This is a genomic window from Microcella humidisoli, assembly GCF_024362325.1.
In the GTDB taxonomy this organism is placed as follows: Bacteria; Actinomycetota; Actinomycetes; order Actinomycetales; family Microbacteriaceae; genus Microcella; species Microcella humidisoli.
Window position 1 is genome coordinate 1,122,992 of sequence record NZ_CP101497.1, and the last position, 21,619, is coordinate 1,144,610.

The 21,619-nt window shown below is 71.6% G+C and carries 15 protein-coding genes; 13 read left to right on the forward strand and 2 right to left on the reverse strand.

From position 1 onward, the window contains the following. Nucleotides 1-28: 28 nt before the first annotated feature. From NNL39_RS05430 to NNL39_RS05455, 6 genes are all read left to right on the forward strand, one after another. Nucleotides 29-1,249: an MFS transporter gene (locus NNL39_RS05430; protein ID WP_255160672.1), complete on the forward strand. Its 1,221-nt coding sequence runs from the start codon at nt 29-31 to the stop codon at nt 1,247-1,249. 53 nt (nt 1,250-1,302) lie between these two features. Continuing rightward, entirely contained in the window at nt 1,303-3,264 is a 1,962-nt protein-coding gene (locus NNL39_RS05435) for a M13 family metallopeptidase (protein ID WP_255160673.1), read from the forward strand. Then, complete coding sequence (locus NNL39_RS05440; RefSeq protein WP_407665164.1) at nt 3,258-4,166, forward strand: serine hydrolase; 909 nt, start codon at nt 3,258-3,260, stop codon at nt 4,164-4,166. Before NNL39_RS05435 ends, NNL39_RS05440 begins: the two co-directional genes overlap by 7 nt. A 287-nt stretch (nt 4,167-4,453) precedes the next feature. After that, nucleotides 4,454-6,859, forward strand: coding sequence for a hypothetical protein (locus NNL39_RS05445; RefSeq protein ID WP_255160675.1), 2,406 nt, complete (start codon nt 4,454-4,456; stop codon nt 6,857-6,859). Between the two features lie 291 nt (nt 6,860-7,150). Beyond that, nucleotides 7,151-11,089: a hypothetical protein gene (locus NNL39_RS05450; protein WP_255160676.1), complete on the forward strand. Its 3,939-nt coding sequence runs from the start codon at nt 7,151-7,153 to the stop codon at nt 11,087-11,089. 106 nt (nt 11,090-11,195) lie between these two features. After that, a complete protein-coding gene (locus NNL39_RS05455; RefSeq protein ID WP_255160677.1) occupies nt 11,196-11,603 on the forward strand; it encodes a pilus assembly protein CpaE in 408 nt (135 codons plus the stop codon). Here the strand turns inward: NNL39_RS05455 and NNL39_RS05460 are convergent. Then, the gene (locus NNL39_RS05460) at nt 11,558-12,829 is read right to left on the reverse strand and encodes a glutamyl-tRNA reductase (protein ID WP_255160678.1); all 1,272 of its coding nucleotides are present in this window, start codon (nt 12,827-12,829) and stop codon (nt 11,558-11,560) included. The genes NNL39_RS05455 and NNL39_RS05460 overlap by 46 nt on opposite strands. 125 nt (nt 12,830-12,954) lie before the next feature. Here NNL39_RS05460 and hemE point away from each other — a divergent pair, with 125 nt between their 5' ends. From hemE to NNL39_RS05495, 7 genes are read left to right on the forward strand one after another with little or no spacing between them, the layout of a single operon-like run. Next, on the forward strand, nt 12,955-14,037 hold the full coding sequence (gene hemE / locus NNL39_RS05465; RefSeq protein ID WP_255160679.1) for a uroporphyrinogen decarboxylase: 1,083 nt from the start codon (nt 12,955-12,957) through the stop codon (nt 14,035-14,037). After that, entirely contained in the window at nt 14,034-15,371 is a 1,338-nt protein-coding gene (locus NNL39_RS05470; RefSeq protein ID WP_255160680.1) for a protoporphyrinogen/coproporphyrinogen oxidase, read from the forward strand. Before hemE ends, NNL39_RS05470 begins: the two co-directional genes overlap by 4 nt. Continuing rightward, complete coding sequence (hemQ, locus tag NNL39_RS05475) at nt 15,368-16,033, forward strand: hydrogen peroxide-dependent heme synthase (protein WP_255160681.1); 666 nt, start codon at nt 15,368-15,370, stop codon at nt 16,031-16,033. The genes NNL39_RS05470 and hemQ overlap by 4 nt, the downstream gene beginning before the upstream one ends. Further along, nucleotides 16,030-17,247 carry a ferrochelatase gene (locus tag NNL39_RS05480; protein WP_255160682.1) on the forward strand — a complete coding sequence of 406 codons (1,218 nt, stop codon included), beginning with the start codon at nt 16,030-16,032 and terminating at the stop codon, nt 17,245-17,247. The genes hemQ and NNL39_RS05480 overlap by 4 nt, the downstream gene beginning before the upstream one ends. Further along, complete coding sequence (hemC, locus tag NNL39_RS05485; protein ID WP_255160683.1) at nt 17,244-18,233, forward strand: hydroxymethylbilane synthase; 990 nt, start codon at nt 17,244-17,246, stop codon at nt 18,231-18,233. The genes NNL39_RS05480 and hemC overlap by 4 nt, the downstream gene beginning before the upstream one ends. Continuing rightward, nucleotides 18,230-19,240 carry a porphobilinogen synthase gene (gene hemB, locus NNL39_RS05490; protein ID WP_255160684.1) on the forward strand — a complete coding sequence of 337 codons (1,011 nt, stop codon included), beginning with the start codon at nt 18,230-18,232 and terminating at the stop codon, nt 19,238-19,240. The genes hemC and hemB overlap by 4 nt, the downstream gene beginning before the upstream one ends. Further along, a complete protein-coding gene (locus NNL39_RS05495; protein WP_255160685.1) occupies nt 19,237-20,598 on the forward strand; it encodes a glutamate-1-semialdehyde 2,1-aminomutase in 1,362 nt (453 codons plus the stop codon). The genes hemB and NNL39_RS05495 overlap by 4 nt, the downstream gene beginning before the upstream one ends. Here the strand turns inward: NNL39_RS05495 and NNL39_RS05500 are convergent. Then, nucleotides 20,595-21,614, reverse strand: coding sequence for an ABC transporter substrate-binding protein (locus NNL39_RS05500; RefSeq protein WP_255160686.1), 1,020 nt, complete (start codon nt 21,612-21,614; stop codon nt 20,595-20,597). The genes NNL39_RS05495 and NNL39_RS05500 overlap by 4 nt on opposite strands. Nucleotides 21,615-21,619: the final 5 nt, after the last annotated feature.

Genomic DNA, 21,619 nt, shown 5'->3' on the forward strand with positions numbered 1-21,619 from the left:
CCACGGTAGCCGCCCGTAGCATCGGCTCATGCTCTCGGTGCTGCGCGACCGCCGCTTCGCCGCCCTGTTCGCCTCGCAGGTCGCGTCGCTGCTCGGCACGGGCATCCTCACCGTCGCGATCGCCCTGCTCGCCGCCCGTATCGCGGGCGACGACGCGGGGCTCGTGCTCAGCATCGCGCTCACGATCCGCATCGCCACCTACGTGGTCGTCTCGCCGATCGCGACCGCCCTGCTCGCCGGCCGATCGAGCCGGGCGGTGCTCGTCGGTGCCGACGCCGCGCGCATCGTCATCGCGCTCTCGCTCGTGCTCGTAACCGAGGCGTGGCAGCTGTACCTCGCGATCCTGCTGCTGCAGTCGGCCTCGGCGGTGTTCACGCCGACCTTCCAGGCCGCCATCCCCGAGGTGCTGCCCGACGAGGCCGACTACACGGCCGCGCAGTCGCTCTCGCGGCTCGCCTACGACCTCGAGTCGCTCGTGAGCCCACTGCTTGCGGCGGCTCTCGTGCTCGTGCTGCCGCCCGCGTGGCTGTTCGCGATCACGGCCCTCGGCTTCGCCGCCTCGCTCGCGGCGGTTCTGCTCTCGCGGCTCGAGCTGCGCACGACCGTGACGGGCGAGCCGTTCGTCGCGCGCCTCGCGCGCGGCGTGCGCCTCATCGGCACCATCGAGTCGACGCGGTTCCTCGCCCTCCTCGACGCGGTCGTGGCCGCGGTCTACGCGACCGTGCTCGTCAACACGGTCGTCATCGCGCTGCGGTTCGAGGGCGGGGCCGACGAGGTCGTGGCGCCGCTGGCCGTCGCGCTCGCGCTCTTCGGTCTCGGGTCGATCGTGCTCGCCCTCGTGCTGCCCGCGATGCTGCGCCGAGTGAGCGATCGCGCGGTCATGACCGCGGGCGCCGTGGCGGTCATCGTGGCGCTCGGCCTCGTCGCTGCCGTCGAGGCGGGCCCGGGGCTCGACCTCGTCGCGCTCGGCGTGCTGTGGTTCGCCCTCGGCGCCGCGTCCTCCGCCGTCAGCACGCCGAGCGCTCGGCTCATCCGTCGCGACGTCGCGCCGGGCGACCGGCCGGCGGTGTTCGCGGCGCGCTTCTCGACCTCGCACGCCTGGTACGCGGTGGCGTATCCGCTCGCCGGCGTGGGCGGCGCGCTCTGGGGGGTCGCGGCAGCGACCGGGGTGCTCGCGGCGCTCGCGCTGGCCGTGCTCGTGGGGGCGGCCGCGGGGGCGCGGCGGGCATCCACCCCCGTTCACGGCTGATGCTGTGCAGGTGAACCGCCCTCACCGCAGGCCGTGCGGTTAGGCTCTCCCGCGTGACTGACGTGCTCGCGAGCGGCATCGACCGCGCTGAACTCGACCCCGACATCCGGCCGCAAGACGACCTCTACCGGCACGTGAACGGGCGCTGGGTCGCGCGCACGCCCATCCCCGCCGACAAGGCGCGCTACGGCTCGTTCATGATCCTCGCGGAAGAGGCCGAGAAGGCCGTGCGCGAGATCATCGAGCAGGCGCAGGCCGCCGAGCCCGGCACGCTCGAGAAGAAGGTCGGCGACCTGTACGCGAGCTTCATGGATGCCGACCGCATCGAGGCCCTCGGCGCCGCGCCGTTGGCGCCCCTGCTCGCGGAGGTCGACGCGATCGATTCGGTGGATGCCCTGCTCGCCACGCTCGGACGCCTCGAGCGCCGCGGCGTCGCCGGCGCCGTGCAGCTCTTCGTCGACAACGACCCGGGCGACCCCGAGCGCTACCTCGTCTTCGTCGAGCAGGGCGGCATCGGCCTGCCCGATGAGTCGTACTACCGCGACGAGGCGCACGCCGAGACCCGCACCGCCTACCGCGGGCACGTCGAGCGCATGCTCGGGCTCGCGGGCCTCGACGACGCCGGTGCACGGGCGGAGCGCGTCATCGCGCTCGAGACCGCCCTCGCCGGGCACCACTGGGACAAGGTGCGCAACCGCGACGCGCAGGCCACCTACAACCTGACCACGTGGGACGCGTGGGCGGGCAGTGCCGTCGGCGTCGACCTCGCCACCTGGCGCGACGGCTACGGCATCCCCGCCTCGGCGCTCGCCGAGGTCGTGCTGCGCCAGCCCGACTTCACGAGCGGTCTCGCCGCCGAGCTCACCGGCCGCGACCTCGCCGAGTGGCGCGACTGGTTGCGCTTCGCCGTCGTGCGCTCGATGGCGCCCTACCTCTCGAGTGCGTTCGTCGACGAGAACTTCGCCTTCTACGGCCGCACGCTCACGGGCGCGCCCGAACTGCGCGCGCGGTGGAAGCGCGGCGTCGCTCTCGTCGAGCGCGCGATGGGCGAGGCCGTTGGCGCGGTGTACGTCGAGCGGCACTTCCAGCCCGAGGCCAAGGCGGCGATGGACGATCTCGTCGCGAACCTCATCGAGGCCTATCGGCAGAGCATCGAGACTCTCGACTGGATGACGCCCGAGACCCGCGAGCGCGCCCTCGACAAGCTGCAGAAGTTCACGCCCAAGATCGGCTATCCCGAGCGGTGGCGCGACTACTCGACGCTCGAGATCAGCGCCGACGACCTGCTCGCCAACGTGCAGGCGGCGGGCGAGTTCGAGTTCGCGCGCGAGTTGAAGAAGATCGGCTCGCCCATCGACCGCGACGAGTGGTTCATGACGCCGCAGACGGTCAACGCCTACTACAACCCCGGTTTCAACGAGATCGTGTTCCCTGCGGCGATCCTGCAGTTCCCGTTTTTCGAGGCGGGGCGGGATGCGGCGGCCAACTACGGCGCGATCGGCGCGGTCATCGGCCACGAGATCGGGCACGGCTTCGACGACCAGGGCTCGCGCTTCGATGGCGACGGCCGGCTGCACGACTGGTGGACCGAGGAGGATCGGGCGGCGTTCGAGGCGCGCACCGCATCCCTCATCGCCCAGTACGACGCTCTCGAACCGGCCGAGACGCCCGGCCACCACGTCAACGGCGCGCTCACGATCGGCGAGAACATCGGCGACCTCGGCGGCCTCGGCATCGCGTGGAAGGCCTACCTGCTCTCGCTCGACGGCGCCGAGCCGCCCGTCATCGACGGGCTCACGGCCGCGCAGCGATTCTTCCTGTCGTGGGCGCAGGCCTGGCAGATCGCGATCCGTCCCGAGGAGGCGCTGCGCCTGCTCTCGATCGACCCCCACTCGCCGAACGAGTTCCGCTGCAACCAGATCGTGCGCAACATCGACGCGTTCTACGAGGCCTTCGGCGTCACGCCCGACGACGGGCTGTGGCTCGCCCCCGAGCACCGGGTCACCATTTGGTAGATGTGCCGCTGACGCGTGACCGGGGCGCTCGGGCGGGCACCCCCCGCCGAGCGCGCCATCTCGCCGCGGTGCGGCAGCCGACCTTCCGGTCGGCCTACCGGGCGCTGGGCGCCGTGGCCTTCGAGGGCGCGCGCGTCTCGGTGGCGGTCGTCGACATCGAGACCGGCGAGAGCGTGTTCGCGGTCGATGAGCGCATCGTGCTGCCGACGGCGAGCATCGGCAAGATCCTCCTGCTCATCGAAGTGAGTGCGCGCCTCACCGATCGCACTGTGAGCGATTTCGCGATCGCCGATCGTGCGGCGGCGGACGCGGTGGCCGACAGCGGCATCTGGCAGCACCTGCAGGCGCCCGCGTTTCCCATCGCCGATCTGGCGGCCCTCGTCGGCGCGACGAGCGACAACCTCGCCACGAACGTGCTGCTGCGCCACGTGGGGCTCGATGCCGTGCGCTCGCGCACCGAGAAGCTCGGACTCGTGCGCACGGCCCTGCTCGATCGCGTGCGCGATGTTCGGGGCCCCGACGACGCTCCCCAGCTCTCGGTCGGATCGACCGCCGAGCTCGCCTGGCTGTTTCAGGCCCTCGCGAACGGCCACATCATCGATCCCGTGACGAGCCAGCGCGTGCTCAGCTGGCTCTCGCTCAACGCTGACCTGTCGATGGTCGCGAGCGCCTTCGGCCGCGACCCGCTCTCGCACCGCGGGGTCGAGCACAACACGTGGATGGTCAACAAGACGGGCACCGACGTCGGTGTGCGCAGCGAGGCCGGCATTCTGCGCGGTCCGCGTGCGGGTCTCGCCTACGCGGTCTCGGTGCACTTCGACGACACCGATCTGCCCCGCCGATTGCGGGTGATGGATGCTCTGCGCGCGTTCGGCGTCGACCTCCTGGAGTTCGTGCACTGAGCATCCGGCGCCGGTCGACCGAGCGCGTCGCGTGCCCCCTTTGAGGGTAGACCGTTCTGTCTATATTGTCGGATGTCGGCGTTCGCGAGTAATCTTCCACCGCACGCAGGCTCGACATACCCGAAGTTCGTCGAGGGTTGCGCGCGACACCCCGAGATACTCGAAGTTGTGCCCGAAAAAGATTCACACCCGCGGGCGCGATTTCACCACCCGAATACCCGAATACCCGAACGGCCCTCGCCAAGACCTTGCGTGGATCTTTGGGCTCCGACCCCCAGGAGCACACCATGTTGCGTACCCGAATTCTGGCGGCAGCGACAGCTGCCCTACTGATGCTCGGCATGAGCGTCGGCGGCGCAGGAGCCGCCATGGCGACACCGCCGACCGATACCGGCGTCAAAGTGTTCGTCTGCAAGTACGTCGGCACCCCCGGTGACGACGAACGGCTGCAGACGGGCAACAACCCGATCAGCGTGAGTGTGAACGCGATCCCCAACTACCAGGGAGTGGGCTCCTACTTCGCTGACGCTCAGGGCCGCTCGTACGTGCTCGCGCTCGACGAGCGGCAGGGCGGCGGTCAGCAGGGCGAGCCCGACGTCTCCGAGTGTCCCGACCCCGAGGGTCCGCCACCGCCCCCGGAGCCGACGAACGTCACGGCGCGCGTGACCTTCATCTGCAAGGTCACGACCGCCGGCACCGTGACGAACGTGCCGGGCACCTACGCGGCCGGCGACTACATCTTCCGCATCCGTCATGAGGCCGGCCCGGCGACCGACTACACCGCGGGTGTGGGCGGCTCGGGGCTCTTCTCCGGCAACCTGACGGTGGGCGAGGTCGAGTACAAGACAACGCAGACCGCTGTGGCAGGAGTCAGCGTCAAGACGACTCCGCTGCCGAACACGTACAACGGCACGGCGTCGACCAACGAGACCGCATGTGGAACTCCGCCGCCCCCGCCGCCTGCCCCGACGTGCGTCGTCGTGGTCTGGAAGATGCCCGGCTGGGCGAACAGCACGACGCCGACGTGGCCGCAGACGTACGTCTCGGTGCACGACACCGACTGCGACACCCCGATCAGCCAGGACGTCATCCCGCTCGGGAACGACTGCTACCAGCTCGACAAGTACTTCGAGGGCGAGACGACGACGAACCTCATCGCGGGCGGCTTCCTCAACGGGCCCAACAACCCCGAGGAAGACCTCGTCCCCGGCGGATGGGGAGTGGCCTACCGACTGGCTCAGGGTCCGAACTGCGACCCGCCGACGCTTCCGGCGATCGGTGTCGTGGCTGACTCCGCCGCGATCACGTGCGACCTCGACGGCTGGTTCCGCTTCGGCCCCGGGCTCGGCGTGAGCGCTGAAGACGCCGCTCTGCTCGACTGGACGGTCGGCCCCGCGGAGTACGCGGGCGACACCGCCACGGGTGTGCAGCACGCTGTCTCGGAGAACGTGACCATCACGATCACCGTGAGTCTCGACGAGAGCGCCGAGGGCGACTATGCCCTCGTCGATGAGTCGGGTGAGAACGTCATCCCCGATCCCGTCACGGGCGACATCACCTACACCTTCGAGTTCACCGAGCCCACGGACTGCCCGACGCTCGAAGGCTCGACTGCCGCCAGCCAGTGCGAGCAGGATGCTCCGTACCTCGAGTGGACGATCGACCTCACCGACGCTGGCGAGTCGATCTCGTTCCCGACGAACGCGACGCTCACGCTGCGCTCGAAGACCGACCCGTCGAAGTTCTACGAGTTCCCGGCGTACGAGCTGACGGGCACGGGGGCATCGACCGGATCGGCCCTGTGGCCGGGAGCGGCGGTCGATGACGACGGCAACGGCACGGCGTGGCCGGGCTGGGCGTTCGTCGATGGCGAGTGGGTCATCGATGACAGCAACTTCGGCTGGGTGCGCGGCGGAGACGTCGAGCTCTTCATCCAGGTGAACCCGGAGATTGCGATCGACGTCTCGTACCCGAACGCGACCCCCGATTGCGCGAACCCGCCGGTCGTCGTGCCCGAGATCACGGTGGTCGACGAGTGCGTGGGCACGGGCCGCGAGGCGGTGCAGACGGCCACCTTCACGGTGACCTCGGCGCCGAACCTGCGGTACGTCTACACCGTCGGCGATGGCCCGGAGACGGACGTCGTGTTCCCCGACGGTGAGACCGAGGTGACCATCGCGGTCGCGCCGCTCGCCGTCGTGACGGTGACGGCGATCCCTGATGCGGACTTCCGCCTCGCGGAGGGCACGGAGCCGTTCACCTACACCTTCATCGGTGCGGCCTTTTGCCCGGGTACCTTCCCGGCGACGGAGGCGGACGCGGAGCTCGTGCTGCCCGACTGCCTCGGCAACCCCGGGTCGGTGACCCTCACCAACGAGGGTGGTGTCATCTGGACGCTCAACGGCGAGGTCGTCGCGGGCAACAGCTCGTACGACATCACGCCGGGAACGCTCGTGGAGCTCACGGCGGCCCTCGAGGGTCCGAGCGATGAGTTCCCCGGCGGTTGGACGTGGAGCGATCCGGAGCAGCAGACCGAGTGGAGCGAGCTCTTCCCGGTCGCTGATGACGACTGCCTCCCGACCCTCGCCCTCACGGGCGCGGGCGCCGTCACCAACTGGCTCGGCGTCGCCGCCGTGCTGATGACCCTGGCCGGCATGGGCTTCGTGCTCCGCCGCCACCGCGTCGAGGTGTAACCCGCACCTCTCTGCGAAAACGGATGCGCCGGGCCGACCCGAATACGGCCCGGCGCATCCGCCTGCGCGACCCACCACGGTGCGGCTCGGCCGCACCCCCCAGAGCGCGGGTAGACAGACCGGTCCATGATGAGGGTCGCTCGACCTCCCGCTAGGATGACCTCACATCGTGAATCGGGCACACCCGACGTTCGCCCGAGGTCACGATCGCACCACCTACCCGAATACCCGAACACCTGCACTCTCGTCACCCGCGAGAGCACGGGCTCCCTCCCCCAGGAGCACATCACTATGCTGCGCAAAGAGCAGCGGCGCCGTGCGCGCCGCGCCCTCGTCCGTTCCCGCGTCATCGCGGCTGGTACCGCCGTCCTCCTCGCCCTCGGCGCCGTCGTCGGCGGTGCCGCGGCAGCGACCGCGAGCGGCGGTTCGACGAACACCAACAACGAGGCCTACTGGCAGCAGCTGCCGGGTGAGATCTGCGTCAAGCCGTCGTTCTCGACCGAGGACTCGGCGGCGACGCCGTACACCCTGCCGTCGATCGCCGCCGATCGCACGTACTCGAAGGTCATCGTCAAGGCGGGCAGCTCGGGCCGCAGCGTCGTTCAGGAGAACGCCGTCTTCACGACAGACAAGAGCGGTGGAACGCTGACCGCGGGCGACACATTCGTGCACCCCGAGAAGGGCAGCATCAGCCACGTCATCTACTGCACCGTGCCGACCGTGCCGGCGGCCAGCACCGACGTCGACTGCACAACCATCGAGTTCCTGGTCGGCCGTGCCCTCAACGGCTCCGATCACATCAATGTCGACATCGTGTACAACGGCAAGCGCGGTCAGATCAACGTCGAGATCAACGAGGTTCAGACGGCGAACGGTGACCCGGCGAGCACCTCGGGCCTCTACGCCCTCTACAAGTTCGACGCCATCGGCCTTCCGAACGTCAAGGTGCCGATCTCGGCTGCCGACGCGGCGGCCGGTCGAATCGTCTTCGCCTACAGCACCTACCTCACGGGTCAGTGGACGATCGAGTGGATCCAGTTCAACAGCACCTTCTTCAACAAAGAGCGCGTGAGCGCCAACTTCGTGGTCTGCGGCGACCTGCCGACCGACGAGCTCGTGACGCCGACGGCCCGCATGGTCGATCTCGGCTGCGACACCGCCGGCTCCTACACGCTCGACCGCGTCGAGGGCATTCGCTGGTACATCGGTGACACCGAGGTGCAGCCGGGCACCTACACCGTGGACACGGCGAGCACGGTCACCGTGCGCGCCGTCGCGATCGCGCCCGACTACGGCATCGAGCCCGGTGCGCAGTCGGAGTGGACCTTCACGTTCACCGAGCCCGACGACTGCGTGCTGCCCTGCCTGCCGTCCAGCGCAGTCAGCTACACCTACTACAACCTCAGCAACGCCTCCATGGCGAACCCGGCGAACTCGGGTCTCATCACCGTTGCAGCCCGCGAGGGTTTCAGCACCGAGCTGTGCAACGACTTCTGGGTCGTCGCGGCGGCGTGGAACTACAGCTCGTCGACGAGCATCTGGCCGCAGACGCTGCGGTCGACCGACCCGGCGGGCGACCACCCGCAGGGCTACATCGGCTCGGTGGGCACCTACTTCTTCCACGCGCCGGTCGCGTGCGGCCAGGGTGACGTCTACGCCTCGTTCACGGGCATGCCCTACGTCGGCCCCGAGCTCTACGGCCCCAGCAACCCGTTCAGCGAGACCTTCCTGCACAACATGGGCTTCACCGGCCCGAACCCGACGTACCTCAACACTGCGCCGGGCTGCAACGTCGTGAACCCCATCGCGCCGACCGCCAACCCGATCGTCGAGTGCGGCACCGTCGGCTCGATCGACATTGACGACGTCGCGAACCCCTACGTCGGCTACACCGTCTACCGCGGTGCGGCGCAGAACGGCTCGGTGGCCGGGCTCGAGCCGGTGAACCTGCAGGATGCGACCGAGGGAGTCTTCACGGTCGTCGCGACGCCGTTGGGCGGCTACATCTTCCCGAACGGCACCGTGCGGCAGTGGCAGTTCGACCTGGGCGAGCGCTACGAGTGCCCCGTCGACGTCGATCTGCGGCTGACCTACATGGAGGAGTGCGCGCCCGACAGCACGTACTCCTTCCGCGTGCGCAACGCCGAGTCGTTCAGCGTTCCCTACACCTACACGGTCTCGGGCAACCCCGCGCTCAATGGTTCGGGTGTGGCCGCACCGGGTGACTCGTTCTTCGACCTGACCGTGCCGCGCACCAATCCCGCGCAGTCGTATACCGTGACCCTGCACTGGGGCGACGGCTCCACGATCATCGCCGAATCGACGACGAAGGCCAGTGGTCGTGACAAGGTCTGCGCCCTCGCCGTGCAGCCCGTCACCGACATCGCCTGCGCGACCGACGGCAGCTACACGGTGCCGTCCGTCGCGGGCGTGGTCTGGTCGATCGGTGGGCAGACCGTGCAGCCCGGCACCTACAGCGTCGACACGGCGGGCACGATCGTGCTGCGTGCGACGGCGGCATCGGGATACGTGCTCTACGAGGGCGGGCAGCTGAGCTCGACGCGAGACTTCTCGCTCACCTTCACCGAGCCTGCTGACTGCGCCGAGCCCGAGTTCGACGGGCGCACGTCGACCGCCTCGCAGTGCGACAACGACACCCCGTGGATCAACTACTCGGTCGTCGTCAACGACCCCGACGGTCAGCTGACCGGCACCACGGCGTCGATCACCTTCGTGCACCCCACCGACGCGACCAAGAACCACACCATCGTGCTCGGCGAGGTGACGGCGGGTGAGGCCCTGCAGGGCCGCGTGCTGTGGCCCGGTGCGAGTGTCGACCCGATCACGAACGAGCCCACTGGCTGGCCGGGCTGGGCCTTCGTCGATGGCGAGTGGGTCGAGACCGCTGACGACGTGAACTTCCGCTGGACGCGCGCGCTCACCGAGGTCACCCTGTCGGTGAACCCCGAGATGCAGATCGCGATCGCCTACCCGCCCGCGAGCGAGGAGTGCGTGGCCGGTCCGGTCGAGCTCGAGCCCGTCGCGACGAAGAGCACCTGTCTCGATGGCGGTTCGGCGTCGTACACCCTGCCCGCGATCGCCGGGGTCACCTGGTTCGTCAACGGCCAGGAGCGCGCGGCTGGCACGGTGCCGGTGCTTGCTGCCGGAACGGTCGACATCACGTTTGCGATCGACGCGGACGCCGAGGGAGGGCCCTACGCCCTGAAGCCGGGAGCCGCCGAGTCGTTCAGCTTCACCTTCACCGACGACGACATCTGCGAGCCGCCGACGCTGCCCATCACCGACGCGTCGATCGGCTTCATCGCCCCGACGTGCGACCTCGGTCAGCAGCTCGACCCGACGAAGTTCGTGGTGGCGGATGCCGCGCTTGCGCGCTACGCCCCCGAGCTCTCCTCGCTCACGGGCCCGACCTACTCGGTGGTCTTCGTGACGATCGATGAGGACGCCCGGTTCTTCGACTCCTCGACCCCGGTGCCCGGGCGCACGGTCTCGAACAACGGCACCGTGCTCACCTTCACGGGCACGCTGCTGGGTCCTGACCGCAGCGAGGCGTGCGTGACGACGATCGAGCTGAAGGACCCGGTCTCGTACGTCGACAGCTGCCTGCTCGGGGCGAGCTTCACGATCACGCGCGTCGAGGGAATCGTCTACACGGTCGTGATCAACGACGACGAGCCCTTCGAGGTGGTCTGGAACGACGGCGAGACGACGCGCACCTACGACGTCAATGAGGGGGACAGCGTCAACGTCATGCCCGCGCCGGCGAGTGATCGCTACACGATCTCGCCCGACCCGGCACCGTTCGAGCGCACCTTCACGGTGTACGAGGACGACTGCCTGCCGACCCTGCCGCTCACCGAGGGCAGCGCCGAGTTCACCCCCGCGAGCTGCCTCGACATGACCAACCGCGTCTCGCTCGAGAGCGTCGAGGGCGTGCAGTGGTGGATCAACGGAACCGCCGTGACCGCGGGCACGAAGCCGGTCGAGGTCGGTGAGGTCGTCGTGACGGCCACCCCGCTCCCCGGCTACGGCTTCCCGGCCGAGGCGCAGACGCTGTGGGAGTTCACCGCCGTCGAGCTCGACGACGAGTGCCTGCCGACCCTTGCCCTCACGGGTGCGACGAGCACGCTCGCCGGGCTCGGTGCGGCATCGCTGCTGCTCGTGCTGGTGGGCTTCGGCGTCATGGTCGCCCGCCGCCAGCGGGCCTGACCCCCGCGCCTCACGGCGCGCATCCGAACCAGTGCACCGGGCCGACCCGAAAGCGGCCCGGTGCACTGCTCTGCTCGCGCCCAGGTCGGCGCGCAACGATGACGGCATGATCAGCACCGGACTCGCCCGACAACTGCGCGACTCGGGCCTGCGCTGGAAGCCCGCCTCGGGCGACCGATTCCAGATCGACCGCCACGAGTTCGACGCCGAGGTCTTCACGGTGAGCGAGCTCACGATCGAGGCCCACGAGTACCCGACCGGCACCGCGCTCGGCTTCAACGGCACGACCGAGTGGGCGCTCGATTCGGTCGAGGTCGACGACACGCTGTGGCTGCCGCGCGAAGACCAGTTGCGCGACCTGCTGCGCGCGGCGTTCCGCGCCCTCGAGCGCACCGACGATGGCTACCGGGTGACGATCGGCATCGACCAGGCCGAGCGCGCCTTCGAGAGCGTCTCGGCCCCCGAGGCCTACGGCTTGGCGCTGCTCGCGCTGCTGGAGCGCGCGACCGTCTGAGCGTCCCCCTCGGCCGGCATCGCAACGACCTCGAGACCGTAGAGCGTTCGCACGGCGTCGAGCACCTGGTCGCCGCGGCCCGCGGCGGCGTGCCGTCGGGCGAGCGTCGAGGGAGTGTGCAGCAGCACGCTCGTGAGGTGCCGCAGCGCCTCCTCGACCCGCCCGTCGTCGCCGCGAGCGCGGGCGCGGTCGATCTCGGCCTGCACGACGCCGAGCACGTGCTCGCGCAGCGCGACGACGGCGGGTTCGACGGATGCCGCGGTGACGTAGGAGTGCGCCGCAGCGTCGACGACGGCCCGCGCATCCTCTTCGGCCGACCAGTGCACGAGCGGAGCGTGCAGGCGGATCGTCTCGAGGTCGAGCAGGGCGATGCCCTCGAGGGCGCCGACGGCCGGGTCGACGTTGCGCGGCAGGCCGAGGTCGACGACGAGCGCGCGAGTGCCAGCGGGCACGTCGTCGACGCCGATGCTCAAGCGCGTCGTGCAGGTGATGACGACCGCCGCCCGCGCGAGGGCGGACGAGAGGTCGTTCGTGGCGGTCACCCCCTGCCGCTTCGCGAACAGCTGGGCGCGGCCCGTGGGGGAGTAGACGGTGATGCGCTGCGCCCCGCGTTCACGCAACGAGGCGGCCGTCGTCGTGGCGTAGCGACCGGTGCCGATGAGCAGCACCTCGGTCGACGCCCAGTCGGTCAAGCGGCTGCCGACGAGGTCGAGCGCCAGTCGGGCGAGCGAGCGGCCGGTGCGACTCGCATCGCCCTGGGCTCGGGCGGCACGCGCCGTGCGGATCGCCTCCTGCAGGACATGGTCGAGGCGACCCGAGCTCGTGCCGGTCGCCCGCGCGTGGGCGGCAGCTCGGCGCACCTGGCCGGCGATCTCCTCTTCGCCCACCGCGACCGAATCGAGGCCCGCGCAGACGGAGAACAGGTGGTGCACGGCCGCGGCGTCGTCGAGCACCTCGGCACTCGTCGTCAGGCCGCGGGCTTCGTCGCCGCCGAGCGCGGCGAGAGCGCGCTCGAAACCCTGGCGGGCGACGGCGTGCGCGCTGATCGCGGGTGCGTCGACGTCGAGGTAGAGCTCGACGCGATTGCAGGTCGACACGGCGACGGCGCCGCGCACGGCCTCGCTGCCCGCAGCGACTGTCTCGGCGAGGAGGCCCGCGTCGACGGAGAGCCGTTCGAGGATCTCGAACGGCGTGTTCCGATGGTTCGCAGTGACGCACAGCAGCACGAGGCACCAGTGTAGGCGCGCGGCCGACGCGGATCCTGGACAACCCCCGGGGGGTACAGATGAGCCGGATTCGACCTGTGTCCCGGCCGGGAGTCCTCTCCAGGAGGCCGCCCTATTCTGTGGGGGTGACCTTGCCCCCCGCGCATCCCCTCGTCGATGGCCGCACCGCGCAATCCCACCTCGTGCGGGCCCTGCGCGGCGATCGGCCCGAACGGCCGCCGGTGTGGTTCATGCGGCAGGCCGGGCGCTCGCTGCCCGAGTACCGCGCGCTGCGCGCGGGCGGCGACATGCTGCAGGCGTGCCTGACGCCCGAGCTCGCGAGCGAGATCACGCTGCAGCCCGTGCGTCGCCACGGCGTGGACGCGGGCATCTTCTTCAGCGACATCGTCGTGCCCGTGCTGCTCGCCGGCCTGCCGATCCGCATTGAGCCGGGTCGCGGGCCCGTGCTCGACGAGCCCATCCGCACCGCCTCGGACGTGCTGCGGCTGCGCCCGCTCGACCCGGCCGCGCTCGAGCCCATCCGTGAGGCCGTGGCCATGACCGTGGCCGAGCTCGGCTCGACGCCGCTCATCGGCTTCGGCGGCGCCCCCTTCACGCTCGCCGCCTACCTCGTCGAGGGCGGGCCGTCGAAAGACCAGCAGCGCGCGCGAGCCATGATGCACGCCGACCCGCGCTCGTGGGCGGTACTGCTCAACTGGTGCGCCGACGTCACGGGCCAGTTCGTGCGCGCGCAGGTCGAGGCAGGGGCCTCGGCCGCGCAGCTCTTCGACTCGTGGGTGGGCTCGCTCTCGGCCGTCGACTACCAGCGCCGAGTTGCCCCTCACACCAAGCGGGCGCTCGACCACCTGCGCGGGCTCGAGGTGCCGCGCATCCACTTCGGGCTCGGCACCGACCGCATCCTGCCCCAGATCGCCGCTCTCGGCGTCGACGCCGTCGGCATCGACTGGCGCATCCCGCTCGACGAGGCGAGCGCGACGCTCGGCGACGCGCTGCCGCTGCAGGGCAACATCGACCCCGCGCTGCTGACCGCACCCTGGCCCGTGCTCGGCGCGCACGTCGACGACGTGCTGCGGCGCGGTCGGCGCGCGCCCGCCCACATCGTCAACCTCGGCCACGGCGTGCCGCCTGAGACCGACCCCGACGTGCTCACGCGGCTCGTGCAGTACATCCACGCGGGCGAGACGACCCCGACGAGGACCGACTGGTGACGACGCCCGACCCCGCTGAGAGACCGCCAGCGGAGACCCTCGTCGTGGGCGCGGGCATCGCAGGGCTCGTGCTCGCCCGCGAGCTCGTGCTGCAGGGCCGACAGGTGCGCGTGCTCGAGGCCTCCGACCGCGCGGGCGGGCAGGTCGCGAGCGTCGAGCTCGACGGCCTGCGCCTCGACGCCGGCGCCGAGGCCTTCGCGACCCGCGGCGGCACCGTGCGCGAGTACCTCGAGCGCCTCGGCCTCGCCGACCGCATCATCGCCCCGCGCGACGCCCCCGCGTGGCTGCACGCCGCCGAGGGGCAGACCGTGCCGCTGCCCGCCGTGAGCCTGCTCGGCATTCCGGCCGCGCCGCTCGCCGACGATGTGGTCGCGGTGGTCGGTCGCCGCGGCGCCTGGCGCGGCCTGCTGGATGCCCTCCTCCCCGGCCCCGTCGGCTCGCGCCTGCCCACCGTGGGTGCGCTCGTGCGGCGGCGCATGGGCGACGCCATTCTTGAGAAGCTCGTGGCCCCGGTCGTCGAGGGCATCCATTCGACGCACCCCGACGACCTGCCCGTCACGGCCGTGCCCGGGCTCGTGCACAACCTGCTGCGCGAGAACTCGCTCGGCCGCGCCGTCGCCCGCATGCGGATCGACGCCCCGGCGGGGTCGCTCGTCGCGAGCCTCGAGGGCGGCATGGCGACGCTCGTCGACGCGCTGCTCGCCGAGCTCGACCGCTTCGGCGTGCCCGTCGAGTACGGTGTGCGCGTCGCCGAGGTGCACGCCGACCACGTGGTGCTCGCGAGCGAGCGCGACGACGCCGAGCCCGAGGTGCGGCACGGCCACGTCGTCGTCGCGGCCCCCGGGCTCGTCGACCCCGCCGACGGCTCGAGCGCCGTGCAGACGGCGACCCACCTCGCGCTGCTCGTGCTCGCGCCCGATCCGGCCCTCGCGGCCGCGCCACGCGGCACGGGCGTGCTCGTCGCGCGCGGCACGAGCGTCGTCGCGCGCGCCCTCACGCACGTCACCGCCAAGTGGGCCACGGTGCGGGCCGCGGCCGACGGCCGCGAGGTCGTGCGGCTCAGCTACGAGCGGCCTCCGTCGCTCGAGCAGGCGCGGCTCGACGCGGAAGCGCTGCTCGGGGTGAGCATCCCGAGCGATCGTGTGCTCGCCGGCGAGGTCGTGACCTGGTTGCGCGCCGCGCGCATCGCCGTGACCGACGACGGCATCCCCATCGTGGGCGAGCAGGTGGCCGGAACGGGCCTCGCCGCTGTGATCGCCCACGCCCGCGCGACCGCCGAGCGCCTGGGTGCGCCCGACGACGCTGATTCTCCGACGAAAGAGAGCACCCCGTGAGCGAGACCCTCGCCTACACCGTCTACGTCGTGCTGCGGCGCGACCCCCAGCGACGCGCCGCAGGCGGCGGCGTGCAGGAGGCCGTCGAGGCGGTCACCGCGCAGGGTGTCACCGTGCGCGGCATCTACGACGTGAGCGGGCTGCGCGCCGACGCCGACATCATGCTGTGGCTGCACGGCGAGACGGTCGACGGGCTGCAGGCGGCTGTGCGCACGCTTCGCCGCTCGCCGCTGCTGGAGGACACGCTGCCGACCTGGAACGCCATGGGCGTGCACGTGCAGGCCGAGTTCAGCCGCAGCCACGCGCCGGCCTTCATGCTCGGCAAGGAGCCGAAGGGCTGGCTGTGCGTCTACCCCTTCGTGCGCTCGTACGAGTGGTACCTGCTGCCGGAGGACGAGCGCCGCGAGATGCTCGCTGAGCACGGCCGCAAGGGCAGCGCCTTCACGGGCGTGCTCGCGAACACCGTGGCGAGCTTCGCGCTCGGCGACTACGAGTGGCTGCTGGGGCTCGAGAGCGATGACCCGCTCGAGCTCGTCGACATGATGCGCGACCTGCGCTACACCGAGGCGCGCCGGCACGTGCGCGAGGAGGTGCCGTTCTTCACCGGTCGTCGACTCGACGACGCGGCGCTCGACGCCGAGATCTTGGAGGTGCTGGCATGACACTGAATTCATTCGAACAGGCGAACGGGAACTACCCCCTGGCGGCGACGGATGCGGCGCTCGCCGAATCCGCGGGCGGCCACGTCACCGTCCCGGTCTCCTACGACGCCGTCATCCTCGCGGGCTTCGGCGGGCCGGAGGGGCAGGACGACGTCATCCCCTTCCTGCGCAACGTCACGCGCGGGCGCGGCATCCCCGACGAGCGCCTCGAGGAGGTCGCCCACCACTACCGCCACTTCGGCGGTGTGAGCCCCATCAACCAGCAGAACCGCGAGCTGCAGGCGGCGCTGCAGGCCGAGGCCGACCGCCGCGGGCTCGGGATTCCGATCTACTGGGGCAACCGCAACTGGGATCCCTACCTGCCGGAGGCCCTGCAGCAGGCCTTCGACGACGGCCACCGCACGATCCTCGGCCTCGCGACGAGCGCCTATTCGAGCTTCTCGAGCTGCCGCCAGTACCGGGAGGACTTTGCGAACGCTCTCGAGGCCACCGGACTCTGGGGCCAGGTGCGCATCGACAAGGTGGCGCAGTTCTTCGACGCGCCCGGTTTCGTCGCGCCCTTCGTCGCCGGGGTCGTGGATGCCCTCCGCACGCTTCTCGCTGACGGCGTCGACCTCACCGGGACGCGCGTGCTCTTCGCGACCCACAGCATCCCGACGACCGATGCCGAGCGCAGCGGGCCGCGCGACGTCGAGTGGGGCGAGGGCGGTGCCTACGCCGCGCAGCACCTCGCCGTGAGCGGGGTCATCATCCAGCGGGCGATCGCGACGCTGCGTGAAGAAGGGGCCGACGTGCCCGACGTCGAGTGGCAGCTCGTCTACCAGAGCCGCTCGGGCCCTCCGACGCAGCCATGGCTCGAGCCCGACATCAACGACGCGATCGCCGAGCACGCCGCCGCGGGTGCGACGACGATCGTCATGGTGCCCGTGGGCTTCGTGAGCGACCACATGGAGGTCATGTGGGATCTCGACACGGAGGCGATGGAGACGTGCGAGGAGCACGGCGTGCGCGGCCTGCGCGTGCCCACCCCGGGCGTCGACCCCGTCTACGTGAGCGGACTCATCGACCTCGTCGAGGAGCGCCTGCGCGGCACGGCACCTGCCGACCGCGTGCGCGAGACGACGCTCGGCCCCTGGTACGACGTGTGCCGCCCCGGCTGCTGCGAGAACGTGCGCGCCGGCTTCAAGCCCGCCATCTCGGGGCTCGAGCCGTGAGCCCCAGTTCGTCATCAGACTCCGCCGCCCCGATCCGGCTCGGCACCCGCGGTTCCGCGCTCGCCCTCGCGCAATCGCAGCGCGTCGCCGACTCGATCGCGGCCCGCACCGGCAGCCCGGTCGAGCTCGTGACGATCTCGACGCTCGGCGATCGCTCGACCGCTCCGCTCGAGAGCCTCGGCGGCGCGGGCGTCTTCGTGACGGCCGTGCGCGAGGCCCTGCTCGCCGGGGAGTGCGACGTGGTCGTGCACTCGCTGAAAGACCTGCCGACGGGCCCGCACCCCGAGCTGCGCATCTCGGCGATTCCCAAGCGGGCGGATGCGCGCGATGCGATCGTCGCGCGCGACGGCCTGACGCTCGAGCAGCTGCCGGCCGGCGCTCGCGTCGGCACCGGGTCGCCCCGGCGCCGCGCGCAGCTGCGGAGGCGGCGCGACGACCTCGAGGTCGTCGACCTGCGTGGCAACGTCGACACGCGCATCGGCCGCGTGCTCGGCTCTGAACCAACCGGCGACCGCGAGGGCATCGAGGCCGACCTCGACGCCGTCGTGCTCGCGGTCGCGGGCCTCGAGCGCCTCGGGCGCGACGACGTCATCACCGAGCACCTCGGTATCGCGGGCTGGCCGACCGCGCCCGGGCAGGGCGCCCTCGCGGTCGAGACGCTCGCGAGCGTCTCCGGCCCGCTGCGCTCGGCCCTGCAGGGCATCGACCACGCCGCGACGCGCACGAGCGTCGAGGCCGAGCGCGCCGTCCTGCGCCTGCTCGAGGCCGGCTGCTCGGCCCCGCTCGGCGCCAACGCCTTCATCGACGGCGGCATGCTCTTCCTCGCCGCGCGCGTCTACTCCGACGCGGGCGAGCAGGTGTCGGCCGCCCACGCGCTCTACGTCGACGACACGCGCACGCCCGGCGAGGATGCCGCGAAGCGCGTCGTCGACGAGCTGCTCGAGCTGGGCGCCGCCGACCTCGCGCCGCTCGGCGGTGCGCGATGAGCGCGCCGACATCGGACACGCCGGGCGACCTCGGCCCGAGCATCCGCCCCCGCCGCCTGCGCTCGACGGCCGCGATGCGCGGTCTCGTGCGCGAGACCGAGCTGCGGCCGCACCAGCTCGTGCTGCCGGTGTTCGTGCGCGAGGGCCTCGACGCCCCGCAGCCGATCGCCTCGATGCCGGGCGTCGAGCAGCACTCGCTCGACAGCGTGCGTGCGATCTCGGCGCGCGCGGCCGCCGCGGGGCTCGGCGGCATCATGCTCTTCGGCGTGCCCGAGCGGCGCGACGCGGTCGGCTCGGGCGCGACCGACCCGCAGGGCATCCTCAACGCCGCCGCGCGCGCGGTCGTCGCCGAGGTGGGCGAGTCGCTCGTGGTGCAGACCGACCTCTGCCTCGACGAGTTCACCGACCACGGCCACTGCGGGGTGCTGGATGCCCAGGGCCGCGTCGACAACGACGCGAGCCTCGAGCGCTACGCGGCGATGGCCGTGGCGCAGGCCGAGGCGGGCGCGCAGCTGCTCGGCCTCAGCGGCATGATGGACGGCCAGACGCGGGTCGCCCGCGCCGCCCTCGATGCGGCCGGCTTCACCAACGTGGCCCTGCTCGCCTACTCGGCCAAGTACGCCTCGGCGTTCTACGGGCCCTTCCGCGACGCGGTCGAGTCGCCGCTGCAGGGCGACCGCCGCACGTACCAGCTCGACCCGGCCAACGCGCGCGAGGGCGTGCGCGAGGCCGCGCTCGATGTGCAGGAGGGCGCCGACATCGTCATGGTCAAGCCCGCGCTCGCCTACCTCGACGTGCTGCGCCGGGTCGCCGACGTCTCGCCCGTGCCGGTCTGGGCCTACATGGTCTCGGGCGAGCACGCCATGATCGCCGCGGCCGCCCAGCGGGGCTGGATCGACGGCGACCGCGCGCAGCTCGAAGCGCTCGTCTCGATCCGCCGCGCGGGCGCCGACGCCGTGCTCAGCTACGCGAGCCTCGACCTCGTCGAGAGAGGACTCATCGCATGACGCGCTTCGTCTCGGGGCGCACGCCCACCACCAACGCCGAGGCCTTCGAGCGCGCGCTCCTCGTGACGCCCGGCGGGGTGAACTCGCCCGTGCGTGCGTTCCGCTCGGTCGGTGGCACCCCCGTCTTCCTGGCGAGCGGCCGCGGCCCCTACGTGACCGATGTCGAGGGCACCGAGTACGTCGACCTCGTGGGGCAGTGGGGTCCGGCGCTGCTGGGGCACGCGCATCCCTCGGTCATCGCCGCCGCGCACGCCGCGGTCGACCGGGGGCTCGGCTTCGGCGCCGCCTCGACGGGCGAGGTCGAGCTCGCCGAGCTCGTGCTCGACCGGCTGACGCTGGGCGAGGGCCACGCCGAGCGCCGCGCGATCGAGAAGCTGCGGCTCGTCTCGACGGGCACCGAGGCGACCATGACGGCAATCCGGCTGGCGCGCGGTGCGACCGGACGACCACTGCTCGTCAAGTTCGCGGGCCACTACCACGGCCACTCCGACGCGCTGCTGTCGGAGGCCGGGTCGGGCATCGCGACGCTCGGCATCCCCGGCTCGGCGGGCATCACGCCCGAGACCGCGGCGCAGACCGTCGTCATCCCGTACAACGACGAGGCGGCGCTCGCCGCCGTGTTCGCGGCGCACGGCGACCGCATCGCGGCGGTCATCACCGAGGCCGCGGCCGCCAACATGGGCGTCGTGCCGCCCAAGCCCGGCTTCAACCGGCTGCTCGCCGACACCGCGCACGCGCACGGCGCGCTGCTCATCAGCGACGAGGTCATGACGGGATTCCGCTCGACGGCCGCGGGCTGGTGGGGGCTCGAAGAGCGCGAGGGGATGCCGTACGACGCCGACCTCACCACCTTCGGCAAGATCATCGGCGGTGGCCTGCCGCTCGCGGGCCTCGGCGGTCGCGCCGAGCTGCTCGACCTGCTCGCGCCGCTCGGCCCGGTCTACCAGGCGGGCACGCTGAGCGGCAACCCGGTCGCGGTCGCGACGGGCGCAGCGATGCTGCGCGGCGCGGGGCCCGAGGTCTACGAGCACCTGCGGCGTGCGGCCCGCGCGATCGGCGACGGGCTCTCGGCCGCGCTGGCAGCGGAGGGCGTCGAGCACATCGTCGCGTGGGCCGGCTCGCAGTTCTCGATCTTCTTCCGGGCGGATGCCCCGCAGAACTACGCCGAGGCCCAGGATCAGGCGACCTGGCGCTTCGGGCCGTACTTCCACGCGATGCTCGAGCACGGGGTCTCGCTGCCGCCGAGCGTGTATGAGGCGTGGTTCGTCTCGGCCGCGCACGACGACGCGGCGATCGACCGCGTGCTCGCGGCGGCGCGGCCAGCTGCCCGCGCCGCCGCGGCGGCGGTGCGCCCCTAGCCGCGGGCGGCGACCGCCTCGGCGAGCTGCGCCACGACCTCGTCGAGGCCCCAGGTGAGCGAGAGCGCGCTCGGCGGCGAGACGGCGGCGATGAACTCGACGCCGACGAGCTCGGCCACGGCGCCCTGCTCGATCGCGGGCAGCGACTGGGCGTAGCCGCCCTCGGTCACCGCGCGCACCTCGTCGTCGCTGTTGCCGTAGACGACGAGCACGTCGCTCTCGAGTTCGTTCACGCGCTCGTAGCTGAGGGTGAAGTAGAACGGCGACTCGTCGGTGTCGAGCGTGTCGACGGCGGGGGCGTTGACGAAGCCGAGGTCGAGCATGAACTCGACCCGGGGGTCTTCATCGGCGTAGACGTAGAACACGCCTCCGACGTCCCACGCCGTCGCGAGCGTGAGGCCGGCGAACTCGGGGTGGGCGGCGGCAGCCGCGGCGATCTCGGCGTCGATGCCCGCGAGCACGGCCTCGGCCTCGGTCTCGAGCCCGAGGGCCGTGCCGGTGATGCTGATGACGTCGCGCCACGGGGTCGTCCACGGCTGGTCGGGGTAGGCCACGGTCGGGGCGATCGCGCTCAGCGTGTCGTACTGCTCCTGCGTGATGCCGCTGTACTGGGCGAGGATCACGTCGGGGTCGGCGGCCGCGATCTCCTCGTAGGGAATGTCCTCCCCGGTGTTCGTGAGGATGATCGGCGTCTCGGCGCCGGCGTCGTCGAGCGCCTCGCGCACCCAGGGCAGCACGCCCTGCTCGTCGCCGCCGTAGCTCTGGAACGGCATCGCCACGGGCGTCACGCCGAGGGCGATGACGGCGTCGGCGGTGCTCCAGCCCCAGGTCGCGACGCGTTCGGGCTGCTCGGGGATGACGGTCTCGCCGAAGGCGTGCTCGATCGTGACGGGGAACCCGTCGGCAGGAGCGGAGGACTCGGGGGCGGCGGGCGGGGCGGCGCATCCGGTGAGCGCGGTGAGGGCGAGCGCGGTGATGAGGGCGGCGCTGCGGGCGGCGCGGCGGGGGCGTGTCACGAGGG

Excerpts from the sequence above, each read along its gene's own strand:
- NNL39_RS05430 (WP_255160672.1), top strand. The coding sequence starts at position 29 with ATGCTCTCGGTGCTGCGCGACCGCCGCTTCGCCGCCCTGTTCGCCTCG.
- NNL39_RS05445 (WP_255160675.1), top strand. The coding sequence starts at position 4,454 with ATGTTGCGTACCCGAATTCTGGCGGCAGCGACAGCTGCCCTACTGATG.
- NNL39_RS05450 (WP_255160676.1), top strand. The coding sequence starts at position 7,151 with ATGCTGCGCAAAGAGCAGCGGCGCCGTGCGCGCCGCGCCCTCGTCCGT.
- NNL39_RS05455 (WP_255160677.1), top strand. The coding sequence starts at position 11,196 with ATGATCAGCACCGGACTCGCCCGACAACTGCGCGACTCGGGCCTGCGC.
- NNL39_RS05480 (WP_255160682.1), top strand. The coding sequence starts at position 16,030 with ATGACACTGAATTCATTCGAACAGGCGAACGGGAACTACCCCCTGGCG.
- hemB (WP_255160684.1), top strand. The coding sequence starts at position 18,230 with ATGAGCGCGCCGACATCGGACACGCCGGGCGACCTCGGCCCGAGCATC.
- NNL39_RS05495 (WP_255160685.1), top strand. The coding sequence starts at position 19,237 with ATGACGCGCTTCGTCTCGGGGCGCACGCCCACCACCAACGCCGAGGCC.